The sequence below is a fragment of the Pseudoxanthomonas winnipegensis genome, from assembly GCF_030322905.1.
Lineage (GTDB): Bacteria > Pseudomonadota > Gammaproteobacteria > Xanthomonadales > Xanthomonadaceae > Pseudoxanthomonas_A > Pseudoxanthomonas_A winnipegensis.
Window position 1 is genome coordinate 285,712 of record NZ_CP095475.1, and the last position, 20,299, is coordinate 306,010.

18 protein-coding genes and 1 tRNA gene are annotated in these 20,299 nt (G+C 70.1%); 10 read left to right on the top strand and 9 right to left on the bottom strand.

The features are described 5' to 3' along the window. Nucleotides 1-447: 447 nt before the first annotated feature. From MWN52_RS01280 to pcaF, 4 genes are all read left to right on the top strand, one after another. Nucleotides 448-1,299, top strand: a complete 852-nt coding sequence (locus MWN52_RS01280; RefSeq protein WP_286576201.1) for an alpha/beta fold hydrolase — start codon at nucleotides 448-450, stop codon at nucleotides 1,297-1,299. A 95-nt stretch (nucleotides 1,300-1,394) separates the two neighbouring features. After that, on the top strand, nucleotides 1,395-2,669 hold the full coding sequence (locus MWN52_RS01285; protein WP_286576203.1) for a porin: 1,275 nt from the start codon (nucleotides 1,395-1,397) through the stop codon (nucleotides 2,667-2,669). Between the two features lie 94 nt (nucleotides 2,670-2,763). Continuing rightward, nucleotides 2,764-4,083 carry an MFS transporter gene (locus MWN52_RS01290; RefSeq protein ID WP_286576204.1) on the top strand — a complete coding sequence of 440 codons (1,320 nt, stop codon included), beginning with the start codon at nucleotides 2,764-2,766 and terminating at the stop codon, nucleotides 4,081-4,083. A gap of 26 nt (nucleotides 4,084-4,109) precedes the next feature. Continuing rightward, a complete protein-coding gene (gene pcaF / locus MWN52_RS01295; RefSeq protein ID WP_286576205.1) occupies nucleotides 4,110-5,309 on the top strand; it encodes a 3-oxoadipyl-CoA thiolase in 1,200 nt (399 codons plus the stop codon). 48 nt (nucleotides 5,310-5,357) lie between these two features. Here the strand turns inward: pcaF and MWN52_RS01300 are convergent, their stop codons facing one another. Next, nucleotides 5,358-7,070: a M61 family metallopeptidase gene (locus tag MWN52_RS01300; RefSeq protein WP_286576206.1), complete on the bottom strand. Its 1,713-nt coding sequence runs from the start codon at nucleotides 7,068-7,070 to the stop codon at nucleotides 5,358-5,360. 847 nt (nucleotides 7,071-7,917) lie between these two features. Here MWN52_RS01300 and MWN52_RS01305 point away from each other — a divergent pair. Continuing rightward, nucleotides 7,918-8,532, top strand: a complete 615-nt coding sequence (locus MWN52_RS01305; protein ID WP_286576207.1) for a hypothetical protein — start codon at nucleotides 7,918-7,920, stop codon at nucleotides 8,530-8,532. 518 nt (nucleotides 8,533-9,050) lie between these two features. On the opposite strand, the gene MWN52_RS01310 is transcribed toward MWN52_RS01305, so the two are convergent. Both MWN52_RS01310 and galE read right to left on the bottom strand, forming a co-directional pair. Continuing rightward, nucleotides 9,051-9,127: transfer RNA gene (locus MWN52_RS01310), tRNA-Arg, on the bottom strand. A 184-nt stretch (nucleotides 9,128-9,311) separates the two neighbouring features. Continuing rightward, on the bottom strand, nucleotides 9,312-10,283 hold the full coding sequence (gene galE / locus MWN52_RS01315) for a UDP-glucose 4-epimerase GalE (protein ID WP_286576208.1): 972 nt from the start codon (nucleotides 10,281-10,283) through the stop codon (nucleotides 9,312-9,314). A gap of 384 nt (nucleotides 10,284-10,667) precedes the next feature. Here galE and ubiA point away from each other — a divergent pair, with 384 nt between their 5' ends. Both ubiA and MWN52_RS01325 read left to right on the top strand, forming a co-directional pair. Then, nucleotides 10,668-11,564, top strand: a complete 897-nt coding sequence (ubiA, locus tag MWN52_RS01320) for a 4-hydroxybenzoate octaprenyltransferase (protein ID WP_286576209.1) — start codon at nucleotides 10,668-10,670, stop codon at nucleotides 11,562-11,564. Between the two features lie 140 nt (nucleotides 11,565-11,704). Beyond that, nucleotides 11,705-13,105 (top strand): short-chain fatty acid transporter, encoded by a 1,401-nt coding sequence (locus tag MWN52_RS01325; protein ID WP_286577813.1) that lies wholly within the window; start codon nucleotides 11,705-11,707, stop codon nucleotides 13,103-13,105. Nucleotides 13,106-13,115: 10 nt separating this feature from the next. On the opposite strand, the gene MWN52_RS01330 is transcribed toward MWN52_RS01325, so the two are convergent. Both MWN52_RS01330 and MWN52_RS01335 read right to left on the bottom strand, forming a co-directional pair. Further along, nucleotides 13,116-13,664 (bottom strand): HdeD family acid-resistance protein, encoded by a 549-nt coding sequence (locus tag MWN52_RS01330; RefSeq protein ID WP_130523952.1) that lies wholly within the window; start codon nucleotides 13,662-13,664, stop codon nucleotides 13,116-13,118. Between the two features lie 126 nt (nucleotides 13,665-13,790). Continuing rightward, nucleotides 13,791-14,492 (bottom strand): ComF family protein, encoded by a 702-nt coding sequence (locus tag MWN52_RS01335; RefSeq protein WP_286576210.1) that lies wholly within the window; start codon nucleotides 14,490-14,492, stop codon nucleotides 13,791-13,793. A 188-nt stretch (nucleotides 14,493-14,680) separates the two neighbouring features. Here MWN52_RS01335 and MWN52_RS01340 point away from each other — a divergent pair, with 188 nt between their 5' ends. The 3 genes from MWN52_RS01340 to bioC all read left to right on the top strand — a co-directional run bounded on the left by MWN52_RS01340 (nucleotide 14,681) and on the right by bioC (nucleotide 17,686). Beyond that, on the top strand, nucleotides 14,681-15,883 hold the full coding sequence (locus MWN52_RS01340) for an 8-amino-7-oxononanoate synthase (RefSeq protein WP_286576211.1): 1,203 nt from the start codon (nucleotides 14,681-14,683) through the stop codon (nucleotides 15,881-15,883). Nucleotides 15,884-15,980: 97 nt separating this feature from the next. After that, a complete protein-coding gene (gene bioH / locus MWN52_RS01345; RefSeq protein WP_286577814.1) occupies nucleotides 15,981-16,748 on the top strand; it encodes a pimeloyl-ACP methyl ester esterase BioH in 768 nt (255 codons plus the stop codon). Between the two features lie 59 nt (nucleotides 16,749-16,807). Beyond that, nucleotides 16,808-17,686, top strand: a complete 879-nt coding sequence (gene bioC / locus MWN52_RS01350; protein WP_130514719.1) for a malonyl-ACP O-methyltransferase BioC — start codon at nucleotides 16,808-16,810, stop codon at nucleotides 17,684-17,686. A 21-nt stretch (nucleotides 17,687-17,707) separates the two neighbouring features. On the opposite strand, the gene MWN52_RS01355 is transcribed toward bioC, so the two are convergent. The 4 genes from MWN52_RS01355 to MWN52_RS01370 all read right to left on the bottom strand — a co-directional run bounded on the left by MWN52_RS01355 (nucleotide 17,708) and on the right by MWN52_RS01370 (nucleotide 20,242). Further along, the gene (locus tag MWN52_RS01355) at nucleotides 17,708-18,028 is read right to left on the bottom strand and encodes an EthD family reductase (protein ID WP_286576212.1); all 321 of its coding nucleotides are present in this window, start codon (nucleotides 18,026-18,028) and stop codon (nucleotides 17,708-17,710) included. Between the two features lie 141 nt (nucleotides 18,029-18,169). Then, complete coding sequence (locus tag MWN52_RS01360; RefSeq protein WP_286576213.1) at nucleotides 18,170-18,598, bottom strand: ketosteroid isomerase-related protein; 429 nt, start codon at nucleotides 18,596-18,598, stop codon at nucleotides 18,170-18,172. Nucleotides 18,599-18,680: 82 nt separating this feature from the next. Beyond that, entirely contained in the window at nucleotides 18,681-19,301 is a 621-nt protein-coding gene (locus MWN52_RS01365) for a YdcF family protein (protein WP_130524224.1), read from the bottom strand. Next, nucleotides 19,286-20,242, bottom strand: a complete 957-nt coding sequence (locus tag MWN52_RS01370; RefSeq protein ID WP_130530170.1) for a pyridoxal-phosphate dependent enzyme — start codon at nucleotides 20,240-20,242, stop codon at nucleotides 19,286-19,288. The genes MWN52_RS01365 and MWN52_RS01370 overlap by 16 nt, the downstream gene beginning before the upstream one ends. Between the last annotated feature and the right edge of the window lie 57 nt (nucleotides 20,243-20,299).

Genomic DNA, 20,299 nt, shown 5'->3' on the forward strand with positions numbered 1-20,299 from the left:
GCCAACGGCGCCAAACGCCTCCAGACGCGCCCTTCGACTAAAGGATAAGGGCCGCTCCGACGCCTTGAATCCCCTGGAAACCTCACGTTTGCGGGCGATCGGCAGGGCGGGTGCGAGCCATCGCATTCGCGCCATAGCTGGATTGACCGTCGACGGCGTGCGCCCGAAAAAACACCGTGCCTAGACTCCGCCCCATCGACGCCTGCAGCGCAACGCAGGTCCACGCCATCGAGGAGGAGGGCCTCATGTCCAGCCAGGACGCGCGCCAGGCGATCGCCCGCGGCACGCGACAGGTGCCGGTGCCAAGACCGGTCCACTAACACCGTCCGGCCGCGCCAGGCCGGTCATCCGATTGAAGTCCGTCGTGCCGTCGTCCCTGGGATGCGGCGCACAGGCGTCGTGCGGCCGCGTCCGGCCGGCGCCTGCAATACCGGGAGGGATTGCCTGATGAAGCGCTCGTGGGTGCGTGTTCTGTTCTGTCTGGCCTTGCCGGCCACCGTGGGCGCCGCCGAGGCGGCAGGTGCGCGTGCGCATCGCCAGTTGACCTGCGGCGATGCCAGCATCGATGTGGTGGTGGACGGCCGGGGGCCGACCATCGTGCTGCTGCCGTCGCTGGGCCGCGACTCGCTGGATTACGACCCGATCGCCGAGGGCCTGGCCGCCAAGGGCTACCAGGTGCTGCGCCCGCAGCCGCGCGGTCTGGGCGACAGCCGCGGGCCGATGGAAGGCATCACGCTGACGGATCTGGCCGACGATGTGGCCTGCACGATCGACCAGGCCGGCAAGGCGCCGGCGATCGTCGTCGGGCATGCCTACGGCAACTGGGTGGCGCGCATGCTCGCCGCACGGCATCCGCAGTCCGTGCGCGGTGTGGTGGTCGCGGCCGCGGCGGCCAAGACCTATCCCAAGTCCCTGTCGGCCAGCATCATCCGTATCGCCGATCCCAAGACCTCGCGCGAGGATCGGCTGAAGGAGCTGCAGGCGACCTTCTTCGCGCCGGGCAACGATGCCTCGGTGTGGCTGGACGGCTGGCACCCCGAGGTGCGCACCAGCCAGCGCAACGCCAGCGATGCCACGCCCAAGGCGTTGTGGTGGAGCGCGGGCGGCAAGGTGCCACTGCTGGACCTGCAGGCCGAATCCGATCCCTTCATGCCGGCCGATCGCCGCCAGGAGCTGCGCGAGGAACTGGGCCCGCGCGTCAGCGTGGTCACCATTCCCGGCGCCAGCCACGCCCTGCTGCCCGAGCAGCCGCAGCAGGTGGTCGAGGCCATCGCCCGCTGGTCGGCCGGCCTGCGTTGAGCCGCCGCGCGCCCGCCCCGCGCTTCACCCATCCAGCGTGCCGCCGCAGGCGGCCTCGCTCCCGCTTCTCGCATCCACTCCTGGGAGGGAACTCGATGCCTGTCCGCAACACCTCGCCGCGTCCGCGCCGCCATCGCATCGCCGTCGGCGCCTGCCTGATGGCCATGGTCGGCAGCGGCCATGCCGCCACCTTCGGCAACGAAGACGCCAACATCGAGTTCTTCGGCAACCTGTATCCGCAGTACCAGTGGACCTCGTTCGGTCAGCACACCGCGGTCGGCAGCCAGGTCAGCACCCTGACCACCAAGTCCAACACCAGCACGACCCTGCGCAGCGTCACCGACAAGCCGGATGCCGACCGGGTCAACTGGTCGCAGTCGTTCTTCGCCATGCGCGGGCACTACCGCTTCAACCCGGACTGGGACGTCGGCTTCCGCCTGGACGAGCAGGTCACCGAGCCCTACGACAACAGCGAGTACTTCAACCGCAGCCGCGATGCGTACGTCTACGTGGCGCATCGCGTCCTGGGGACCTTCACCGGCGGACGCATCAACAGCATCCTGTCCAACTGGGGCGATCCGGTGCGCATGCTCGGCGTGAGCGAAAGCAATTTCGTGTCGACCTCCGCGTTGCTCGGCGGCGCGGCCTTCGGCACGGGCAGTCGCGCAGGGACGACGACGTGGGTCACCCGCGCCAGCCACGGCTACAAGTGGGAGAGCGCCAAGTGGAACGGCTTCTCCCTCGGGACCAGCTACATGCCGCACCGGGACGGCCCCGACTACGGCCGCCCTCGCCGCGCGTACTCCTACGGCATCCGTTGGGAGCAGGGGCCGTGGTACGCCGCGCTGCAGTACGAGCGGCATACCAACCATCTGGTGATCAGTGGCGTGCCCACCACCACGCCGGCGGCCACTTCGATCACCAACCAGGGCGGCGGTTCGCAGGACCGCAACCTGCGCCTCAGCGCCGCCTACCAGACCAAGCGCGTCAAGCTGGGCGTGGACCTCTCGCGCGTGCAGTACGCCGAAGACCCGACCGCGGCCTACGGCAAGTTCAAGTCTTACACCGTGCCGACCTGGAAGGTCAGCGCGGAATGGCAGGCCACGCCGAAGCTGATCCTGGCGGCCAACTACATCCACGCCGGCGCCGGCCACTGCGTGCTGTCGGGCGCGGCGCCATGCAGCACCTACGGGCTGGGCGCGCAGGCCTACAACGTCGGCGTGCAGTACAGCCTGTTCAAGTACACCTCGCTGGTCGCCCTGGCCGGGCGCATCGACAACGGCGTCTCGTCCAGCTACGGCTCGCCGGTGCGCGCGCCGGTGGGCGCCACGGTCGACAACCTGGCCCTGGGCCTGCACGTCAAGTACTGAATGCCCGCCCGCAGCCTCCTCCTAACGCAGCGCGTCGCCGCCGGCCAGTCTGGCGGGGCGCGGCGCCGCCTGACACCCTGACGCGAGATTTCCGATGAGTTCCCAGGTGCAACCCTCTTCCGCTACCGGCGTGGCCGAGCCCTCGCCGGCCGATGCCACCTACCGCAAGATCAAGTGGCGCATCCTGCCGTTGATCATGCTGTGCTACACCGTGGCGCTGATCGACCGCAACGTGATCGGCTTCGCCCGCCTGGACTTCATGCACCAGCTGGGCTTCAACGAGGTCATGTACGGCATCGGCACCGGCATGTTCTTCATCGGCTACTTCGTGTTCGAGGTGCCCAGCAACCTGTGGCTGCAGAAGATCGGCGTGCGCCTGACGTTCCTGCGCATCATGATCCTGTGGGGGCTGGCCTGCGCGGCGTTCGCGATGATGCGCTCGCCGACCGAGTTCTATCTGTATCGCTTCCTGCTGGGCGCGGCCGAGGCGGGCTTCTTCCCGGGCGTGCTGCTGTACATCACCTTCTGGATTCCCAAGGCGCGCCGGGCCAGCGTCACCGCGCTGTTCATGGCCGCGCTGCCGATCGCCGGCATGCTGGGCGGACCGCTGGCGGGCACGATCATGCGCCTGTTCGACGGCGCGCTTGGCCTGCACGGCTGGCAGTGGCTGTTCATCGTCGAAGGCCTGCCGGCCTGCGTGCTGGGCGTGGTCGTCTACTACTTCCTGGACAACAAGCCGGCCGACGCCAAGTGGCTGACGGCGCCGGAGAAGGCGCTGGTCCAGGCCGACGTGGACCGCGACAGCGCCGCCTCGCCGGGCCAGCACCACTCGCTGTGGCAGGCCTTCGGCGACAAGCGCGTCTACATCCTGTCCTTCGTCGCGCTGGCGGTCTTCAGCGGTGCGGCGGCCAATGCGTACTGGATCCCGACCATCATCAAGAACTCGGGCATCAAGGACGTGCTGCACGTCGGCCTGCTGTCCTCGATCCCGTTCCTGGCCGGCCTGGTCACCCAGTTCCTGGTGGCGCGCCACTCGGACAAGGTCGGCGAGCGCCGCTGGCACGTGGCCCTGTGCCTGGGCACGGCCGCCGCCGCCTGGCTGGTACTTGGCACGACCCACCTGAGCACCGCCCCGGCAATCGCGCTGCTGACCGTGTGCACCGCCGCCACCCTGGGCGCGACCGGACCGTTCTGGACCCTGCCGGGCAGCACCTTCTCCGGCCCCAAGGCGGCGGGCAGCATCGCGCTGGTCACCACGCTGGCCGGCCTGGGCAACGTGTTCGTGCCGATGATCGTCGGTGTGCTGATCGACAAGACCGGGACCCTGGCCGCCTCGCAGCTGGCCTACGGCACGCTGCTGCTGGCCGGCGCCATCACCATCGTGGCCGCCACGCGCGCGCCGGCCCGGCCCTGACTTCCCCCTCGCTTCACGGAGTTCCCATGCAGGACGTTTTTCTCTGCGATGCCGTGCGCACGCCCATCGGCCGCTACGGCGGTGGCCTGGCGCCGGTGCGTACCGACGATCTGGCCGCGCTTCCGCTGCGCGCGCTGATGCAGCGCAATCCCGGCGTGGACTGGTCGGCGCTGGACGAGGTCTTCATGGGCTGCGCCAACCAGGCGGGTGAGGACAATCGCAACGTCGCGCGCATGGCGCTGCTGCTGGCCGGCCTGCCCCAGGGGGCGCCGGGCGTCACGCTCAACCGCCTGTGCGCGTCCGGCATGGAAGCGGTGGGCGCGGCGTACCGGGCCATCGCATTGGGTGAGATGGAGCTGGCGATCGCCGCGGGTGTCGAGTCGATGTCGCGCGCGCCGTTCGTGATGGGCAAGGCGGGCAGCGCGTTCGGCCGCGATCAGAAGCTGGAAGACACCACCATGGGCTGGCGCTTCGTCAATCCGCAGCTCAAGGCGCTGTACGGCGTGGATACCATGCCGCAGACCGGCGACAACGTGGCGGCCGACGCGAGCGTGTCGCGCGAGGACCAGGATGCGCTGGCCCTGCGCAGCCAGCAGCGCGCCGCGCGGGCGCAGGCTGCGGGCTACTTCGCCGAGGAGATCGTCCCGGTGCGCATCCCTGGGCGCAAAGGCGAGACGGTGGTCGATACCGACGAGCATCCGCGCCCGCAGACCGATGCGGCGACTCTTGCCGCCCTCAAGCCGGTGAATCCGGGTGGCACGGTCACGGCCGGCAACGCATCGGGCATCAACGATGGCGCCGCGGCGATGATCGTGGCCTCGGCCGACGCCGTGCAGCGCCACGGCCTGACGCCGCGCGCACGCGTGCTGGGGATGGCCAGTGGCGGCGTCGCGCCGCGCGTGATGGGCCTCGGCCCGGTGCCGGCGGTGCGCAAGCTGCTGACGCGGTTGCAGCGCCCGCTGCAGGTTTTCGACGTGATCGAACTCAACGAAGCCTTCGCCGCCCAGGCGCTGGCGGTGACCCGCGCGCTCGGCCTGGCCGACGACGACGCCCGCGTGAACCCGAACGGCGGCGCCATCGCCCTGGGCCATCCGCTGGGCATGAGCGGCACCCGCCTGGTGCAGACCGCCGTGCACCAGTTGCACGTCGGCGGCGGCAGGCTGGGCCTGGCCACGATGTGCGTCGGTGTCGGCCAGGGGCTGGCGATCGCGGTGGAAAGGGTCTGACGCTGCGCGGTCCGCGCGGCGCCGTGTTCGCCGTCGCGCGGCCAGCCTCTAGCCGGCGAGGTCCTGGCGACACGCCTCCGGCCTGGCGGAGAAGCGCGCGGCGTTCAACTCGATGCGCTGGAGCTTCACCGTCTCCCGCCCGAGGGGCCTGAAACGCAGGCGATGCTGGCCGGACGCGTCCTGGGCCACGAGCGTGATCTCGACCTGTGGATCGGCCGGGTTTCCGCCGGACTGCGAGAGCAGCTTCATCCCGTTCCGCAGTCCCGCGGCATAGGCCTTGGAGGCAGGGTCGAGCCCGGTGACGACGTCGCCCTGCCGCGTCGTCGCCTCGGTGTCCCAGCCCCTGTCGAACACCGGCGTGTCGACGGAGACCACGCGGGCGCATTCGCCGAACGCGTCTTCCGACAGGAGCACGGGCGCTGCTTGGTCGACGTACCTGGAGATCTCCGGCCGCAGGTCCAGCCCGGCGTGGGCGGCCGCCGCGACCAGCGCGTCCTGCAGCGCAAGCGCGGGATCGGCCTGCGCGCGTCTGCGTTGGTCCTGGAGTACATCGTCGAGGCTCGTGCGCCCGCCGGAGCGCTGACGCAAGCGGCGATCCCAGACCGCGGCCAGCAGCGCCCCGCGCTGGTACGGCATCATGCGGGCGCGTTCGTCCTTCCAGAAGCGATCGGCGACGACGGCATTGGGCGAGGTGCGATACGGCGAGCGGGCGTAGCGCGCGAGGACCTCGTTCCACTCTTCGACGAATCGCTCCGGCGAAAGCAGCCCCGCCCGCAGCATCAGCCTGCGCGCGAAGAAGTCGGTGAACCCCTCGCTGATCCAGTACGTCCGGGCCTCGGTCGCGTCTTCGGTATGCCCCAGCTGTCTGGGATTCCAGCTATGGAAGTATTCGTGCGCAAGGAACCAGGCCAGATCCGGCAGCGGCGTGTCCTGTCCGATCCAGGTGGCAAAGGCATCGCCCAGGCCCGTCCCGCTGAATCCCGTCTGCTTCGGCTCCGAAGTCAGGGGGATGGCCGTGATCAGGAAGGGGCCTGCCTGGTCGTCACACCAGAACGTGCGCTCGGACGCAATGACCTTCCCCGCAAGGCGGGCGAAGGCCGCCATATCGAAACCGAAACGGCCGATGGAGGCCACGCGCAGCGGCTCACCGCCCACCCGCATGGTCGAGACCCGCAGGCCGCGGCCGCCGATGGCCACGCTTTCCCGAATGTCCTTGCCCGTGCGCGGTCGGTGCATCAATCCTTGCAGGTGCTGCGCGTCCGAAGCGAAGCCGATGCCGTGCGGACCGCGCCAGGTGAAGGTCGCCGGCAGGTCCTCGCGTCCGGCGGGCCGGGCATAGAGCGAGAACCCGACCGCGTAGAACCAGTCGGGACGCACGATCGGATCCGGCTGCCTGCTGTTCGAGACAGCGGGAGCGGCCTGATGGGCCGACACGATCCGATAGCGCATCACCAGCGGCGCGCCAGGCGCCGAGTCCACGATGCGTCCCCCGTGTGGCGCCACCGCGGTGCGCCGCGCGCCTTCGACTGAAATGTCGCGCGCCCACTGGCCCAGATGCTCCTCGCCCGCCCATTGCTCGGCCCAGTCGATCACGGTCCGCCCGGAGGGGTCGGCCTGCAGCCGGATGGTCACGTCGAGCGCGGTGATCCGGCCGTCGTCGGTCTCGGCGCTGAGCTCATAGCGTGTCGAAGCATCAAGCGCTGGTTGGCTGGAAACCAGCGACAGCAGCGTCAGCGTCCCTGCAAGTGCATGGCTCGGCATCACTTCGATCCTCCATTGCGGCGCGTGCCATCGTCCGGCTGCCGGTCGTGTGCTCGAGACCCCTTGGAATCCACCTAGGTCCGCCTTGGTGACATGGCATGCCGATCGACCGGTGCGAAGGCATCGGCAGGCGGCACGCGCGGCTAGCCAACGGAAAGCCCGTTGACCGAGCGGCGCGCGGAATGCGTGCTTGGACATCGCGGGACGCCGGATCGCATCCGCGTGATGCGCCATGTGGAGGGCTCTGCAAAGCGGGCATGGACTTTTCCCAGGCGAGGGCGCGTCGGCGGTAGCCGCAGCGCCTCGCTCAACGTTCAGGAGAGGTCTTTCGCACACTCCATGCCAGCCGCTAGCACGGCGCGCCAGGCGCATCTGTGATGCGAGGTGTCCGATCGGACAGTGCCGGGCGTCCGATCGGACAATGGTCCAGCGTGAATGATCGGCCTGGGGCTCGGCTGGCGACGCCGACGCATGCCGGGCATCATGCTTGCCAGATTGTGTGGGGCAGTTTGCGGGTCGACGGTGTAAGCATGTCCATGATTTCGGGGATGTCCTTGGGCACGGAAATCAGGACCGGATATCGTCCGATTGTCCATTGGCCATCTCCAAAAACCGGACAAGAAGCTCTGCAGGAAAGGTAAGGAGATACCGGACCCGTCGAAAGCGTGCTATCCAGCCAAAATCTATTCACAGGATGAAAGCAAAAATTTAGGGACATCAAATGAATTTAATGAGATTTGTTGGCTCGATGTCTATCGCTTTGGCGATAGCAGGCTGCTCCGTTTCAGAATCACCTTCGCCCTCCTCTACCGCAAGGCCGAAGCTGGCATGTGCCACGATTGGAAACGTGATTCTTGAGTTTCCCAGCGCTTATCAGTTTTTCCCGCTGAGCTATGAAGGCATCGATTACTGGGGCGGTGAGGCGTCAAGACAGTGGGAAAAGGGCTGCCGAGATCGAGCAAGCCAAATAGCGCTTTCGACGTCTTGGCCTGATCTGAAGCCGCCCGTTAAGCGATTCTATGAGACTTCCCACGATCCGGACCTGATCAGCATCGTATTGGACGTGGTCAGATCGAAGGATCCTTCGGCCGCCTTGGAGAGGATGAGAAACTACTATCTTTCTCCTGATTCGAAACCTGCAACCGACGAGGTGTCGAGGCAGTACCGAACCCGGAAGTTTCCATTTGATACGTCACTGGGCCTCTTTAAAGGAGGCCCGATACAGACGCGTGTGAGATATCAGAAGGTCACTTACTGGAGTGTCAATGATGAAAACAAGATCGAGATTCTGATCCTCTGTGAGCTATATCGGACGGGTTCGATGCGCTGCGATGAGATGAGGTTCTCCAAAAAATTTGATGTTTGGATCACGGTGAAATTTAGGGGGCCGTTGCTTCCCGAATGGCGGGCGATGGCCCGAGAATCTGAAAGCCTGGTTGGCCGTCTGATCAAGAAGGACTAATCACATGTCCAACGCGGAGCGCCACACGCTCAACGGCGGCAGCGGCGACGATTCACTGTCTGGCGAGGGGCGGCACAGACATACTCAACGGCAGTGGTGGCGCCGATCTGCTGGTTGGCCGATGGGGTAACGTCTGCTGCAAGATGGCTTGGGCGCCGACCACGATCGGTTCACCAAGGGTGACGGCTCGGCGTGATTTCCGATTCGGCTAGCACAATCAGAGTCGTCGATACGATCGAATCACGGACGTGATGTCGGGCAAGATTGCCCAAGTTGAACGGATCGGGCTTGACTCCGGCCTGCGACTTCGCCAACTGCAGTGGCAGAACTTGCCGTGGCAACTGGCCCCATCAGCCTGTCAACCTTCTCTTCTTATCTAACTCGGCACTGGGCCTCAGGACCTGTGGGACTCGAGCAAGACCTGATCTCGCCGTCCATTCGACTTGCCAAGAACCTCCGGCCAAGACGTTTTGATTTCGCAAGCGCCGCAGATTGCCTGGGACTTGCGGAGGGGTTGCTGGCGCGCCTGGAGGGATTCGAACCCCCGACCAATGGCTTCGGAAGCCACTACTCTATCCGGCTGAGCTACAGGCGCATGGTGCAACAACACGCCGCGGCGGGCCGACGGCGGCGCGCATTATCCCTGAAAACATCGGCCGACGCGAACTTGCCGTCAGCCGCAGCCGCCAGCGTCGCCGCGTGCGTCCGATGCAACCGGGCGGGACCGCCGCACCCGCGCAACGCGCCCCGGGCGCTGTGCAGGCCGCTCGCTGCGGATCTCAGTACGCCTGCGCGCGATGCCAGCGCCAGGCGCTGCCGATCATGGCGTCCAGCGTGGCGTGCCGCGGCTGCCAGCCGAGCACGGTGCGCGCCCTGTCCCCGGAGGCCACCAGCGTCGCCGGATCGCCCGCGCGGCGGGGCGCGAGCGTGTAGTCGATCTGGCGCCCGCTGATCGCGCGCGCGGCCTGCAGCACCTGCAGCACGCTGAAACCCTGGCCGTTGCCCAGGTTGAACGCATGCGCGCCGGGCGTCTGCTCCATCAGCGTCAGCGCGCGCAGGTGCGCGTCGGCCAGATCCAGCACATGGACGTAGTCGCGCACGCAGGTGCCGTCGGCCGTGTCGTAATCGTCGCCGAAGATCTGCAGCGCCGGCCCGCGGCCCAGCGCCGCGCGCAAGGTGTTGGGGATCAGATGCGTCTCGCGGGCATGCGATTCGCCGATGCCTTCCTCGGCCGCGGCGCCGGCCGCGTTGAAGTAGCGCAGGCACACCGAGCGCAGCCCGTAAGCGCGCGCGGCGTCGGCCAGCATGCGCTCGACCATCAGCTTGCTGGCGCCGTAGGGGCTGATCGGGGCGCAGGGATGGGCCTCGTCGATCCGTGCGCCCTGCGGATGGCCGAAGATCGCCGCGCTCGAGGAGAACACCAGCCGCTCCACCCCGTGCCGGCGCATCGCCTGCAGCAGGTTGAGCGTGCCGACCACGTTGTTCTCGTAGTACGCGTACGGATCGCGCACCGACGCGTCCACCAGCGAGTGCGCGCAGAAATGCATCACCGCATCGACCGGGCGCTCGAAGGCCGCGTCCAGCGTCCGCGGCTGCAGCAGGTCGGCCTCGACCAGCCGCCCCCAGCGCACCGCCGCGCGGTGGCCGGTGCTGAGGTTGTCCAGGACGGTGACCTCATGGCCCGCCCGCGCCAGCGCCAGCGCGGCGTGCGCACCGATGTAGCCGGCTCCTCCACAGACCAGAACGTGCATGCGATCGAGTTTTCCTGGGGTGTGGACGGGAATGGGGGGCGTCGGGGGGCCGCGCAGCGCGCCCTGCGGGGGACTAACGCCAGTTGTGGCCGGAAGCGGCAATGCGGTGCGGGGCGGCGTGGGGAAGGCCTCTCGCCGCCATGGGCCGAAGGGCCGCTCCCGCGTGTAGAGCGGAGCTTGCTCCGCTGGGGCTTTCCCGCGGACCGGACCAAGAGCAGCGGAGTTCCCAAAAGGGGATTGCCACAAGCTCCGCTCTACAAGAGGGCGCGACGTGATCGGAGGAGACAGTGGCTCCCCCGGGAGGACGACGAAGAGAGGCAGGCGACGACTTTGGGCGAGCGCACGCTGCCGTGGTGGCTTGCGCGGGCCTGCTACCCTTTTGCGATGGCTTACGAACGATTCGACGCGCCGCCGGCGCCGCGGCCCGGGCGGCTGGCGGAATATTGGAAGCTGGTCCGTGGCGACCGGCCGATCGGGGCGCTGCTGCTGCTGTGGCCGACCTGGTGGGCGCTGTGGCTGGCCGCGGGCGGGCTGCCGCCCTGGTGGACGCTGCTGGTGTTCACCGCCGGGGTCTGGCTGACGCGCTCGGCCGGGTGCGTGATCAACGACTACGCCGACCGCTGGCTGGACCCGCAGGTCGAGCGCACCCGCGAGCGGCCGCTGGCCGCCGGGCGGGTCAGCGGCCGCGAGGCGCTGTGGGTGTTCGCGGTGCTGATGGTGGTGGCCTTCGGCCTGGTGCTGACCATGAACCGGCTGACCATCGGCCTGAGCGTGGTGGCCGCCTTCCTGGCCGCCAGCTATCCCTATCTCAAGCGCTATACCTACCTGCCGCAGGTCTATCTGGGGCTGGCGTTCGGCTTCGGCATCCCGATGGCCTTCGCCGCGGTGCAGGGCACGGTGCCGGCGCTGGGCTGGCTGCTGTACGCGGCCAACATCCTGTGGGCCACCGCCTACGACACCTGGTATGCCATGGTCGACCGCGAGGACGACCTGCGCGCCGGGTCCAAGTCCACCGCCATCCTGTTCGGCGATCTGGACCTGGCGATCCAGGGGCTGCTCTATGCGCTGGTGTTCGTGGCGCTGGCGCTGGTCGGGCGGCAGGCGGCGCTGGGCTGGCCGTACTGGCTGGGCCTGGGCGTGGCGGTGGCGCTGGTGGCCTACGAGTTCTGGCTGTGCCGGCACCGCGAGCGCGGGCCCTGCTTCCGCGCCTTCCTGCACAACAACTGGGTCGGCGCGGCGGTGTTCGCCGGCATCGCGGTGTCGCTGGCGCTCAAGGCCTGACGCGCCGCGGCCGGGCGGCCGGCGCCTAGACCATCGTCCAGCAGACCGCGCCGGGCCAGGGCTTGGACAATGCCGGTCGGGGATCGGATGACGAGGGCAGGCTCATGGCAGCGAACGAAGGCGAGGCCCGGCAGGGCGTGATGGCCCGCGCGGCACTGCGCAGCGCGGCCTGGGCCGAGAAGTGGTTCCCCGATGCCTACGTGTTCGCGGTGCTGGGCGTGATCCTGGTGGCCATCGCCGCGATGCTCGCCGGCGCCACGCCCAAGGCCACGGCCGAGGCCTTCGGTGGCGGCTTCTGGAGCCTGATCCCCTTCACCATGCAGATGGCCTTCGTGGTCATCGGCGGCTACGCGGTGGCGACCGCGCCGGTCGTGGCGCGCTTCATCGACCAGCTGGCCCGGGTGCCGCGCAGCGGCCGCGGGGCAATCGTGTACGTGGGCCTGGTGAGCATGCTGGCCTCGCTGCTGAGCTGGGGCTTCTCGCTGGTGTTTGGCGGCCTGCTGGTGCGCGCGCTGGCCAGGCGCAGCGAGCTGAAGATGGATTACCGCGCCGCCGGCGCCGCGGCCTACCTCGGACTGGGCGCGGTGTGGGCGATGGGCCTGAGCTCCTCGGCCGCGCAGCTGCAGGCCAATCCGGCCTCGATGCCGCCGGGCCTGCTGGAGATCACCGGTGTGCTGCCCTTCACCGAGACGATCTTCCTGTGGCAGTCGATCGTGCTGACCGCGGTCCTGATCGGGGTCTCGCTGCTGATCTGCTGGGTCACCGCGCCGCAGGGCCGGGCCGCGCGCACCGCGGCCGACTTCCCCGAGGCGGCGCAGAGCGAGCCGGACAAGGCGTTGCCGCCGCGCACGCGCCCGGGCGAATGGCTCGAATACAGCCCGCTGCTGACCGTGCTGCTGTCGCTGCTGGCCTTCGGCTGGCTGGCCGGCGAGTTCGCCTCCAAGCCGGTGGTCACCGCGATCGCCAGCCTGAACACCTACAACTTCCTGTTCCTCTCCCTGGGCCTGCTGCTGCACTGGCGTCCGCGCAGCTTCCTCAACGCGGTGGCCAAGGCCGTGCCCAGCACCACCGGCGTGCTGATCCAGTTCCCGCTGTATGGCGGCATCGCGATGATCCTCACCGGGGCCAAGGGCGCCGACGGCGACACCCTGGCGCACCATCTGTCGCAGCTGTTCGTGCACGTGGCCACGCAGGACACGTTCCCGGCGGTGATGGGCGTGTACTCGGCCATCCTGGGCTTCTTCGTCCCTTCCGGCGGCGGCAAGTGGCTGATCGAGGCGCCGTATGTGATGCAGGCGGCCAACGAACTGCACGCCCACCTGGGCTGGGCGGTGCAGGTCTACAATGCCGCCGAGGCCCTGCCCAACCTGATCAACCCGTTCTGGATGCTGCCGCTGCTGGGCGTGCTGGGGCTGAAGGCGCGCGACATCGTCGGCTTCACCTTCATCCAGCTGCTGGTGCACATCCCGCTGGTGATCGGCCTGCTGTGGCTGCTGGGGCTGACCCTGCCCTACGTCCCGCCGGTGATGCCGGCCGGTTGAGCGGACGGGCTCAGGCCGCCAGGCGATGCCCGCGCAGGCGGAAGGCGACCACCAGCTGCAGCGCGCCGTAGACGATCGCGCCGATGCCGAACCACAGCGCCATCGTCAGCAGCCCGGCCGCCGGGTAGACGAAGAACAGCACGCCCAGCAGGATCGACAGCACGCCGCTGAGCACCAGCAGCCACTCGCCGCGAATGTGCTTGCGCACCTGCACGGCGAATACGATGCGCGCCACCCCGGCGATCACCAGCCACACCGCCAGCAGCCACAGCAGCGCGGCGGCCATCTGCGCCGGCTGGGCGATGGCCAGCACGCCGAAGGCGATGGAGATCAGCGCATAGAGCGCCAGCAGCCAGCGCGGCAGCACGTGTTCGCGACTGAAGGCACTGATCAGGCTGACGATGCCATCGGCCAGCGAGAACGCGCCGAAGACCAGCACCAGCGCCAGCACGGTGCCGCCCGGCCAGATCAGCGTGGACACGCCGAACAGCACGGCCACCAGACCGAACAGCAGGAACACCCACCAACTGCGCGAAACCGAAACGGCGGCGAAGGACATCGGCATTCTCCTGACAGGCGGGCGAGGGCAGGATGACACGCGGGCGCGCTGCCACGGCGGTCTGCCCAGCAGCATAAACCTCTCGCCGTTGCTGCAGTATTCAAGACAGCCCAGTGAGCGGCCGACTCACTCCACCCGCGCGCAGACCCAACCATCCACTCGAGCGACACCGGCGCGCAGCAGGGCGCGCGTCGCGGCGTGCAGGGTGGCGCCGGTGGTCATCACGTCGTCGACCAGGGCCACGTGCGCGGGCAGGGCGGCGCCTGGCCGCACGGTGAAGGCACCGCGCAGATTGCGGCGGCGGGCTTGCGCATCCTGTTCGGACTGGGGGGCGGTGTCGCGGCTGCGCAGCAGCGCGCTGTCCAGGACCGGCAGGTCGAGGCGGCGGCCCACGGCGCGCGCCAGTTCCAGCGCCTGGTCGTAGCCGCGGCGGCGCAGGCGTCGGTCGTGCAGCGGCACCGGCACCAGGGCCTGTGGCCGTGGCGCGCCGGACATGGCCTGGGCCATCAGCGTGGCGAGCAGCCGGCCGGCCGCCAGGTCGCCGTGGAACTTCAGGCGCGGCACCAGCCGGTCCAGCGGCGGGCCATAGACCAGCGCGGCGACGGTGAGAGTCATCGGCGGCGGATGGCGCAGGCAGTGTCCGCAGGTCTGGGCGTGCAGCATCGGCAGCGCACAGCGGGGGCAGGCGGTGGTATTCCACGGCAGCGCGGCGGCGCAGTCCGCGCACAGGTCCAGCCCACCCTCTCCGCGCGCATCGCAGACCAGGCAGCGCGGCGCCAGCAGCGCGCGTCCCAGGCGTTGCAACCACTGTGTCGGGGAAGCCTCCATGCGGATCGTCCAGGGCAGTCCTTGCCGATGCATGCGGCGACTTTAGCGCCTGTCGGGCCGGCGGGTGCCGTGGCCGGGACGGCGCTGGCGGATACGCGGCGCCTTCAGGCGGCGTGGCCGGTCATCCGGGTCGCCACCGGCTGGATTACGCTAGCCGGCCGACCCACGCCAGACGCACAGGACGCAGCATGGCCCGCCCCGATCTGCACGACCGCATCGCCGCGCTGCGCAAGCTGCGCGTGGCCCAGGACCGCGTGCGGGTGCGCCGCGCCGTCGCACGCCGTGACGGCGTGCGGGTCGAGGTCGACGGCCGCTGGCTGGTCGAATGCTGCGGCAACGACTATCTGGGCCTGTCGCAGCAGTTCCAGGTGACCAACGCGCTGGCCGAGGCGGCCGCGCGCGAGGGCGCCGGCGCCGGGGCCTCGCCGCTGGCCAGCGGCTACCACGCCGCGCACGCGGCGCTGGAACGCGACGTCGCCGACTGGCTGGAGGCGCCGGCGGCGCTGCTGTTCGGCAACGGATTCCTGGCCAACCTGGCCGTGCAGCAGGCGCTGCTGGGCGAGGAGGGCGATGTCTGCGTGCAGGACCGGCTCAACCACGCCAGCCTGATGGACGCCTCGCGCCTGGCCGGCTGCCGGCTGCGCCGCTATCCGCATGGCGACGCCGAAGGCGCGATCCGCCAGCTGCGCAACGTGCCCGATGGCGCGGCGCTGCTGGCCACCGATGGCGTGTTCGGCATGGACGGCGACGTGGCGCCGCTGCGCGCGCTGGCCCTGGTGGCGCGGGTGCAGAAGGCGCTGTTCTACGTCGCCGATGGGCACGGCGTGGGCGTGCGCGGTCCGGCCGGTCGCGGCAGCGTGGCCGAGGCGCGCCTGACCGTGGAAGACGTCCCGCTGCAGCTGATCAACCTGGACAAGGCGCTGGGCGGTTACGGCGCGCTGGTGGTCGGCGATGCCGCGCTGATCCAGCACCTGGCCGAGACCGCGCGGCCCTACAGCCACAGCACCGCGCTGCCGCCGGCGCTGGCCCGCGCCAGCAGCGAGGCGATCCGCCACGCGCGGCGCGACGACTGGCGGCGCGAGCGGCTGGCCGGCCTGATCGATCGTTTCCGCACCAAGGCCGCGGCGGCCGGGCTGGACCTGCTGCGCTCGGATACGCCGATCCAGCCGGTGCTGTGCGGCGCCGACGCGCAGGCGGTGGCCTGGTCGGCGGCGCTGGAAGCGGCCGGCTACTGGGTCAAGCCGATCCGCCCGCCGACCGTGCCCGAGGGCACGGCACGCCTGCGCGTCACGCTGACCGCGCTGCACACGCCCGAAGACATCGACGGCCTGGTCGAGGCATTGGCCCGCACCCGCGCGCCGCAGCTGCAAGAGGCAGCCGGCGTGGCGTGAGCGCGGCGCCTGTCGCCGTGCTGCGCGGGATCGATGCCCGTTCGGTGTCCGCGCGCGTGGCAGATCGCTTGCAGCCCACACCGCGACCCTCATGACCCTGCACATCGAAATCCACGGCCGCGGCGCGCCCCTGGTGCTGGTGCACGGCTGGGCGCTGCATGGCGGCGTGTTCGCGCCGCTGGTCGAACGCCTGGCCGACCGCTTCGAACTGCACGTGGTCGACCTGCCGGGCCACGGCCTGAGCCGCGACAGCACGGTGCCGCTGACCCTGGCGGCCACGGTCGCGGCGATCTGCGCCGCCACGCCGCCGGCGGCGTGGCTGGGCTGGTCGCTGGGTGGCCTGTTCGCGCTCAAGGCCGCGGCCAGCTCGGGCCAGGTGCGCGCGCTGGCGATGCTGTCCTCGGTGCCGCGCTTCACCGCCGCGCCGGACTGGCCGCACGCGGTGCCGCCGGCGGTGTTCGCCCAGTTCGGCCGCGACCTGACGCAGGACTATCGCGGCACGCTGGAGCGCTTCATCGCCCTGGACACGCTGGGCAGCGCGCACGGGCAGGCCACGCTGCGCAGCTTGCGCGCCATGCTCTTCGCCCGCGGCGAACCGGCGCCGGCTGCGCTGCAGGCCGGCCTGGCGCTGCTCGAACGCAGCGACCTGCGCCACCTGCTGCCGGGCCTGGGCATGCCCTCTCTGTGGATCGCCGGCGCGCGCGACCGGCTGGTGCAGCCGCGCGGCATGGCCGCCGCCGGGTTGGCACCGCAGGCCGGCTTCGTGGAGATCGCCGGCGGCGGTCATGCGCCGTTCCTGGCGCACCTGGACGCCGTTGAAGCGGCGCTGGTGCCGTTCCTGGACGGCGCCTTGCGCACGTGGTGAACTGGAGCGTGCCAGTGTCGCGCCTGACGCGGGACTGTGCGCTGGCGGACAATACGCCCATGCCCCTGTTCGATGTCCGCCACCAGCGCCGCGCCCTGGCGCGCGCCGCCGGCACCTATGCCGATGCCGCCGTGCTCCACCGCGAGGTCGAGCAGCGCCTGTTCGAATCGCTCGACTACCTGGACCAGCGCGTGCCGCAGGTCGTGCTGGACCTGGGCAGCGGCCCGGGCAGCGCGGCGGCCAGGCTGCGCAAGCGCTGGCCCAAGGCGCAGGTGGTGGCGCTGGATTTCTCGCTGCCGATGCTGCGCGAGGCGAAGAAGCAGGCCGGCTGGTGGAAGCCGTTCGCGCGGGTGTGCGCCGATGCGCGCGCGCTGCCGCTGGCCGAGGGCAGCGTCGATGTGCTGTTCGCCAACCTGTGCCTGCAGTGGGTCGACGACCTGCCGGCCGCGTTCGCGGGTTTTCGCCGCGTGCTAAAGCCCGGCGGGCTGCTGCTGTGCTCCACCTTCGGTCCGCAGACGCTGATCGAGCTGCGCGAGGCCTTCGCCGGCGATCCGGCGCCGCACGTGAGCCCGTTCCCGCAGATCGCCCAGTTCGGCGATGCGCTGATGATGGCCGGCTTCCGCGATCCGGTGCTGGACCGCGATCTGTTCACCCTGACCTATCCCGATCTGCCGGCGCTGATGCGCGAACTGCGCGCGCTGGGCGCGACCAACGCGCTGGCCCAGCGCCGCGCGACGCTGACCGGCAAGGCGCGGCTGGCCGCCGCCGCGCGCGCCTACGAGGCGATGCGCACGCCGCAGGGCGTGCTGCCCAGCAGCTGGGAGGTCATCTACGCCCACGCCTGGGCGCCGCAGGCCGGCGCGCCGATCCGCGAAAGCGGCCGCGATGTGGCCGCGGTGCCGGTCTCGCGCATCCCCATCCGCCGCCGCGGCGAATGAGCCGCGGCGACGCGCGCCCGCTCAGGGCTGGCCGATCACGACCTCGCTGATCTGCATGACCGGCTCCAGGTCGGTGTAATTGGCGATGTCGCCCAGGATTTCCTGCGCGTGCGGCCCGAAGCCCGCGGTGAAGCTGTCCACCGAGTCGCTATAGATGTGGCACATGGCCACGAAGGCCGGATCGCTGCCGGGCAGCCCGCCCGACAGGCCCTTGTCGACCGTGTAGAACAGACAGGCATCACCCATGCGTGCCTTGAGCAGCGGCATGTGGCTGTTGGCGTAGTAGGCGTGATCGAACCGCGCGCCGGCCACATAGGGATACATCACGCTGACCTTGATCATTGCAGGCTCCGTTGAACGGACAGGGACGCGGGGGGACGCCAGCATCGCACGCCGGCGTCGATCGCCATGGCACGCCGCAGCAACGGCAAGGGCGCCCGGCACGCCGCTGGCGCCCGGGGCGCGTGCGATCCCGCCGCGGCCTCAGCCGCCGACCTGGGCGATCCAGTCCTGCAGGTTGTAATAGTTGCTGACCCGGGCGATGCGCTTACCCTTGATCTCGAAGAACGCCCCGCCCGGCAGCACATAGGTCTGGCCGGAGGCCTCGGGCAGGCCGGCGTCGGTGTGGTGGTAGGTGCCATGCACGACATACTCGGCCGCCGCGCGCTTGCCGTCGGGCGAGACCATCACCACGATGTCGCGCAGCTGTTCGCTGTAGCAGGCGTCCATGCGCTGCAGGAAGGCGGTGAACGCCTCGCGCCCGACCTGGCGCTCGCCCTGGTTGAGGTCGTGGGCCACCTCGTCGGCGAGCAGGGCCAGCATCGCCGCGCGGTCGCCGCGGTTGAAGGCGGCGTAGTAGGCCAGCACCAGTTCGGTGGCGCGGTCCTGGCGCCGGGTACCGTCGATCTTCATGAAAGCCAGTCGTTCGTGGGAGCGGAACCCGGATGATAACGTCCGCGCGCGCCCGGACTTGAAGGCCGCCCGCGTGAGGGTCTCAGACCGCCTCCAGCACCAGGTCGCGGTGGAAGAAGTACAGCTCCTGCAGGAAGAACTTCCAGCTGGCCCGGACGCTGCGGAAGCGGCTGGTCGGCGTGGCCGAGGCGAGCGCGCTGATGCCTTCCTGGCGCGCCAGCCGCATCGCCCGGGCCATGTGCAGCGGGTCGGAGACGATGATCGCGGTGTGCAGCTGGTGCGCCTGCATCAGGCGCGCGGCCTGCTGCAGGTTCTGACGCGTGGTGCGCGAGGTGGTCTCGATCAGGATCGCCTGCTCGGGCACGCCGGCCTTGAGCGCATAGCGCCGCCCGACCTGCGATTCGGCGAAGCGCGCCCCGGCCCCGCCGAAGCCGCCGGTGAAGATCAGATGCCCGGCCAGGCCGCGCTGGTACAGGTCGATGCCGTGGCGCAGGCGTTCCTCGAACACGGGCGAAGGCCGCGCGTCGTAGGCCGCCGCGCCCAGCACGATGATCGCGTCGGCCGGCGCGGCCTCGTCGCGCCAGCCCACCCCGATGATGTAGGCCGAGACCCCGACCAGCCACAGCAGCAGCACGCAGACCAGGCGCCACGCCCAGCCCCACAGGCCCCAGCGGCGACGCGTGCGGCTCACACCCTGGACCAGGGCAGCGCGTCCAGGTCGACGTTGCCGCCGGACAGCACCAGGCCCACCCGCTTGCCGGCGAAGGCCTCGCGGTTGGCCAGCACCAGGGCCAGGACGATGGCCGAGGAGGGCTCGACGATCTGCTTGGTCACCTGCCACAGCAGGCGCATGGCGGCGATGGTGTCGGCGTCGGACACGGTCACCACGCGGGCCCGGTGCTGACGCAGCAGGTCGAAATCGGGCGCACCCAGCGTGCCGCGCAGACCGTCGCAGACCGTATCGGGGACGAAGTCCAGCTGCAGCGTCCCGGCCGCCAGCGAGCGCGCGGTGTCGGCGGCGCCTTCCGGCTCGGCCAGCCACAGCTGCGCCTCGGGGTGGCGCGCGTGCAGGGCCAGCGCCGAACCGGAGGCCAGCCCGCCGCCGCCGACCGGCGTGACCAGCGCATCGAGCGGGCCGGCCTGTTCCAGCAGCTCCAGGGTCGCGGTGCCCTGGCCGGCGATCACGAACGGGTTGGTGTAGGGGTGGACCAGGTGCGCGCCGGTCTCGGCCTGGATCCGGGCGGCGCCCGCCTCGCGCGCGGCGATGGTCGGCGCGCACAGGTGCAGCACCGCGCCGTTGCGGCGGATCGCGGCCAACTTGGTCTCGACGGCGTTCTCGGGCACCACCACATGGCAGGGGATGCCGCGCGTGGCCGCGGCCAGCGCCAGGGCGCCGCCGTGGTTGCCCGAGGAATGGGTGACCACCCCGCGCGCGGCCTGCGCATCGTCCAGCGCCCAGACCGCATTGCAGGCGCCGCGGAACTTGAAGGCGCCGGTGCGCTGCAGGTGCTCGGCCTTGAAGAACAGCCGGGCGCCGCTCATGGCGTCGAGGGTGGAGGAGGTCAGCGTCGGGGTGAGGCGCGCATGCGGCGCAATGCGGGCGGCGGCGTCGAGAACGTCGTCGAAATGGGGCAGGTCGGACATGCCCTTAAGCGTACCCGATGCGCTTTTGCCGCCGCACTGCAGCAAGTCACGCGCCTG

Coding starts and splice junctions, on each gene's coding strand:
- MWN52_RS01280 (WP_286576201.1), top strand. CDS start 448: ATGAAGCGCTCGTGGGTGCGTGTTCTGTTCTGTCTGGCCTTGCCGGCC.
- MWN52_RS01285 (WP_286576203.1), top strand. CDS start 1,395: ATGCCTGTCCGCAACACCTCGCCGCGTCCGCGCCGCCATCGCATCGCC.
- MWN52_RS01290 (WP_286576204.1), top strand. CDS start 2,764: ATGAGTTCCCAGGTGCAACCCTCTTCCGCTACCGGCGTGGCCGAGCCC.
- pcaF (WP_286576205.1), top strand. CDS start 4,110: ATGCAGGACGTTTTTCTCTGCGATGCCGTGCGCACGCCCATCGGCCGC.
- MWN52_RS01300 (WP_286576206.1), bottom strand. CDS start 7,070: ATGCCGAGCCATGCACTTGCAGGGACGCTGACGCTGCTGTCGCTGGTT.
- galE (WP_286576208.1), bottom strand. CDS start 10,283: ATGCACGTTCTGGTCTGTGGAGGAGCCGGCTACATCGGTGCGCACGCC.
- ubiA (WP_286576209.1), top strand. CDS start 10,668: ATGGCTTACGAACGATTCGACGCGCCGCCGGCGCCGCGGCCCGGGCGG.
- MWN52_RS01325 (WP_286577813.1), top strand. CDS start 11,705: ATGGCCCGCGCGGCACTGCGCAGCGCGGCCTGGGCCGAGAAGTGGTTC.
- MWN52_RS01330 (WP_130523952.1), bottom strand. CDS start 13,664: ATGTCCTTCGCCGCCGTTTCGGTTTCGCGCAGTTGGTGGGTGTTCCTG.
- MWN52_RS01335 (WP_286576210.1), bottom strand. CDS start 14,492: ATGGAGGCTTCCCCGACACAGTGGTTGCAACGCCTGGGACGCGCGCTG.
- MWN52_RS01340 (WP_286576211.1), top strand. CDS start 14,681: ATGGCCCGCCCCGATCTGCACGACCGCATCGCCGCGCTGCGCAAGCTG.
- bioC (WP_130514719.1), top strand. CDS start 16,808: ATGCCCCTGTTCGATGTCCGCCACCAGCGCCGCGCCCTGGCGCGCGCC.
- MWN52_RS01355 (WP_286576212.1), bottom strand. CDS start 18,028: ATGATCAAGGTCAGCGTGATGTATCCCTATGTGGCCGGCGCGCGGTTC.
- MWN52_RS01360 (WP_286576213.1), bottom strand. CDS start 18,598: ATGAAGATCGACGGTACCCGGCGCCAGGACCGCGCCACCGAACTGGTG.
- MWN52_RS01370 (WP_130530170.1), bottom strand. CDS start 20,242: ATGTCCGACCTGCCCCATTTCGACGACGTTCTCGACGCCGCCGCCCGC.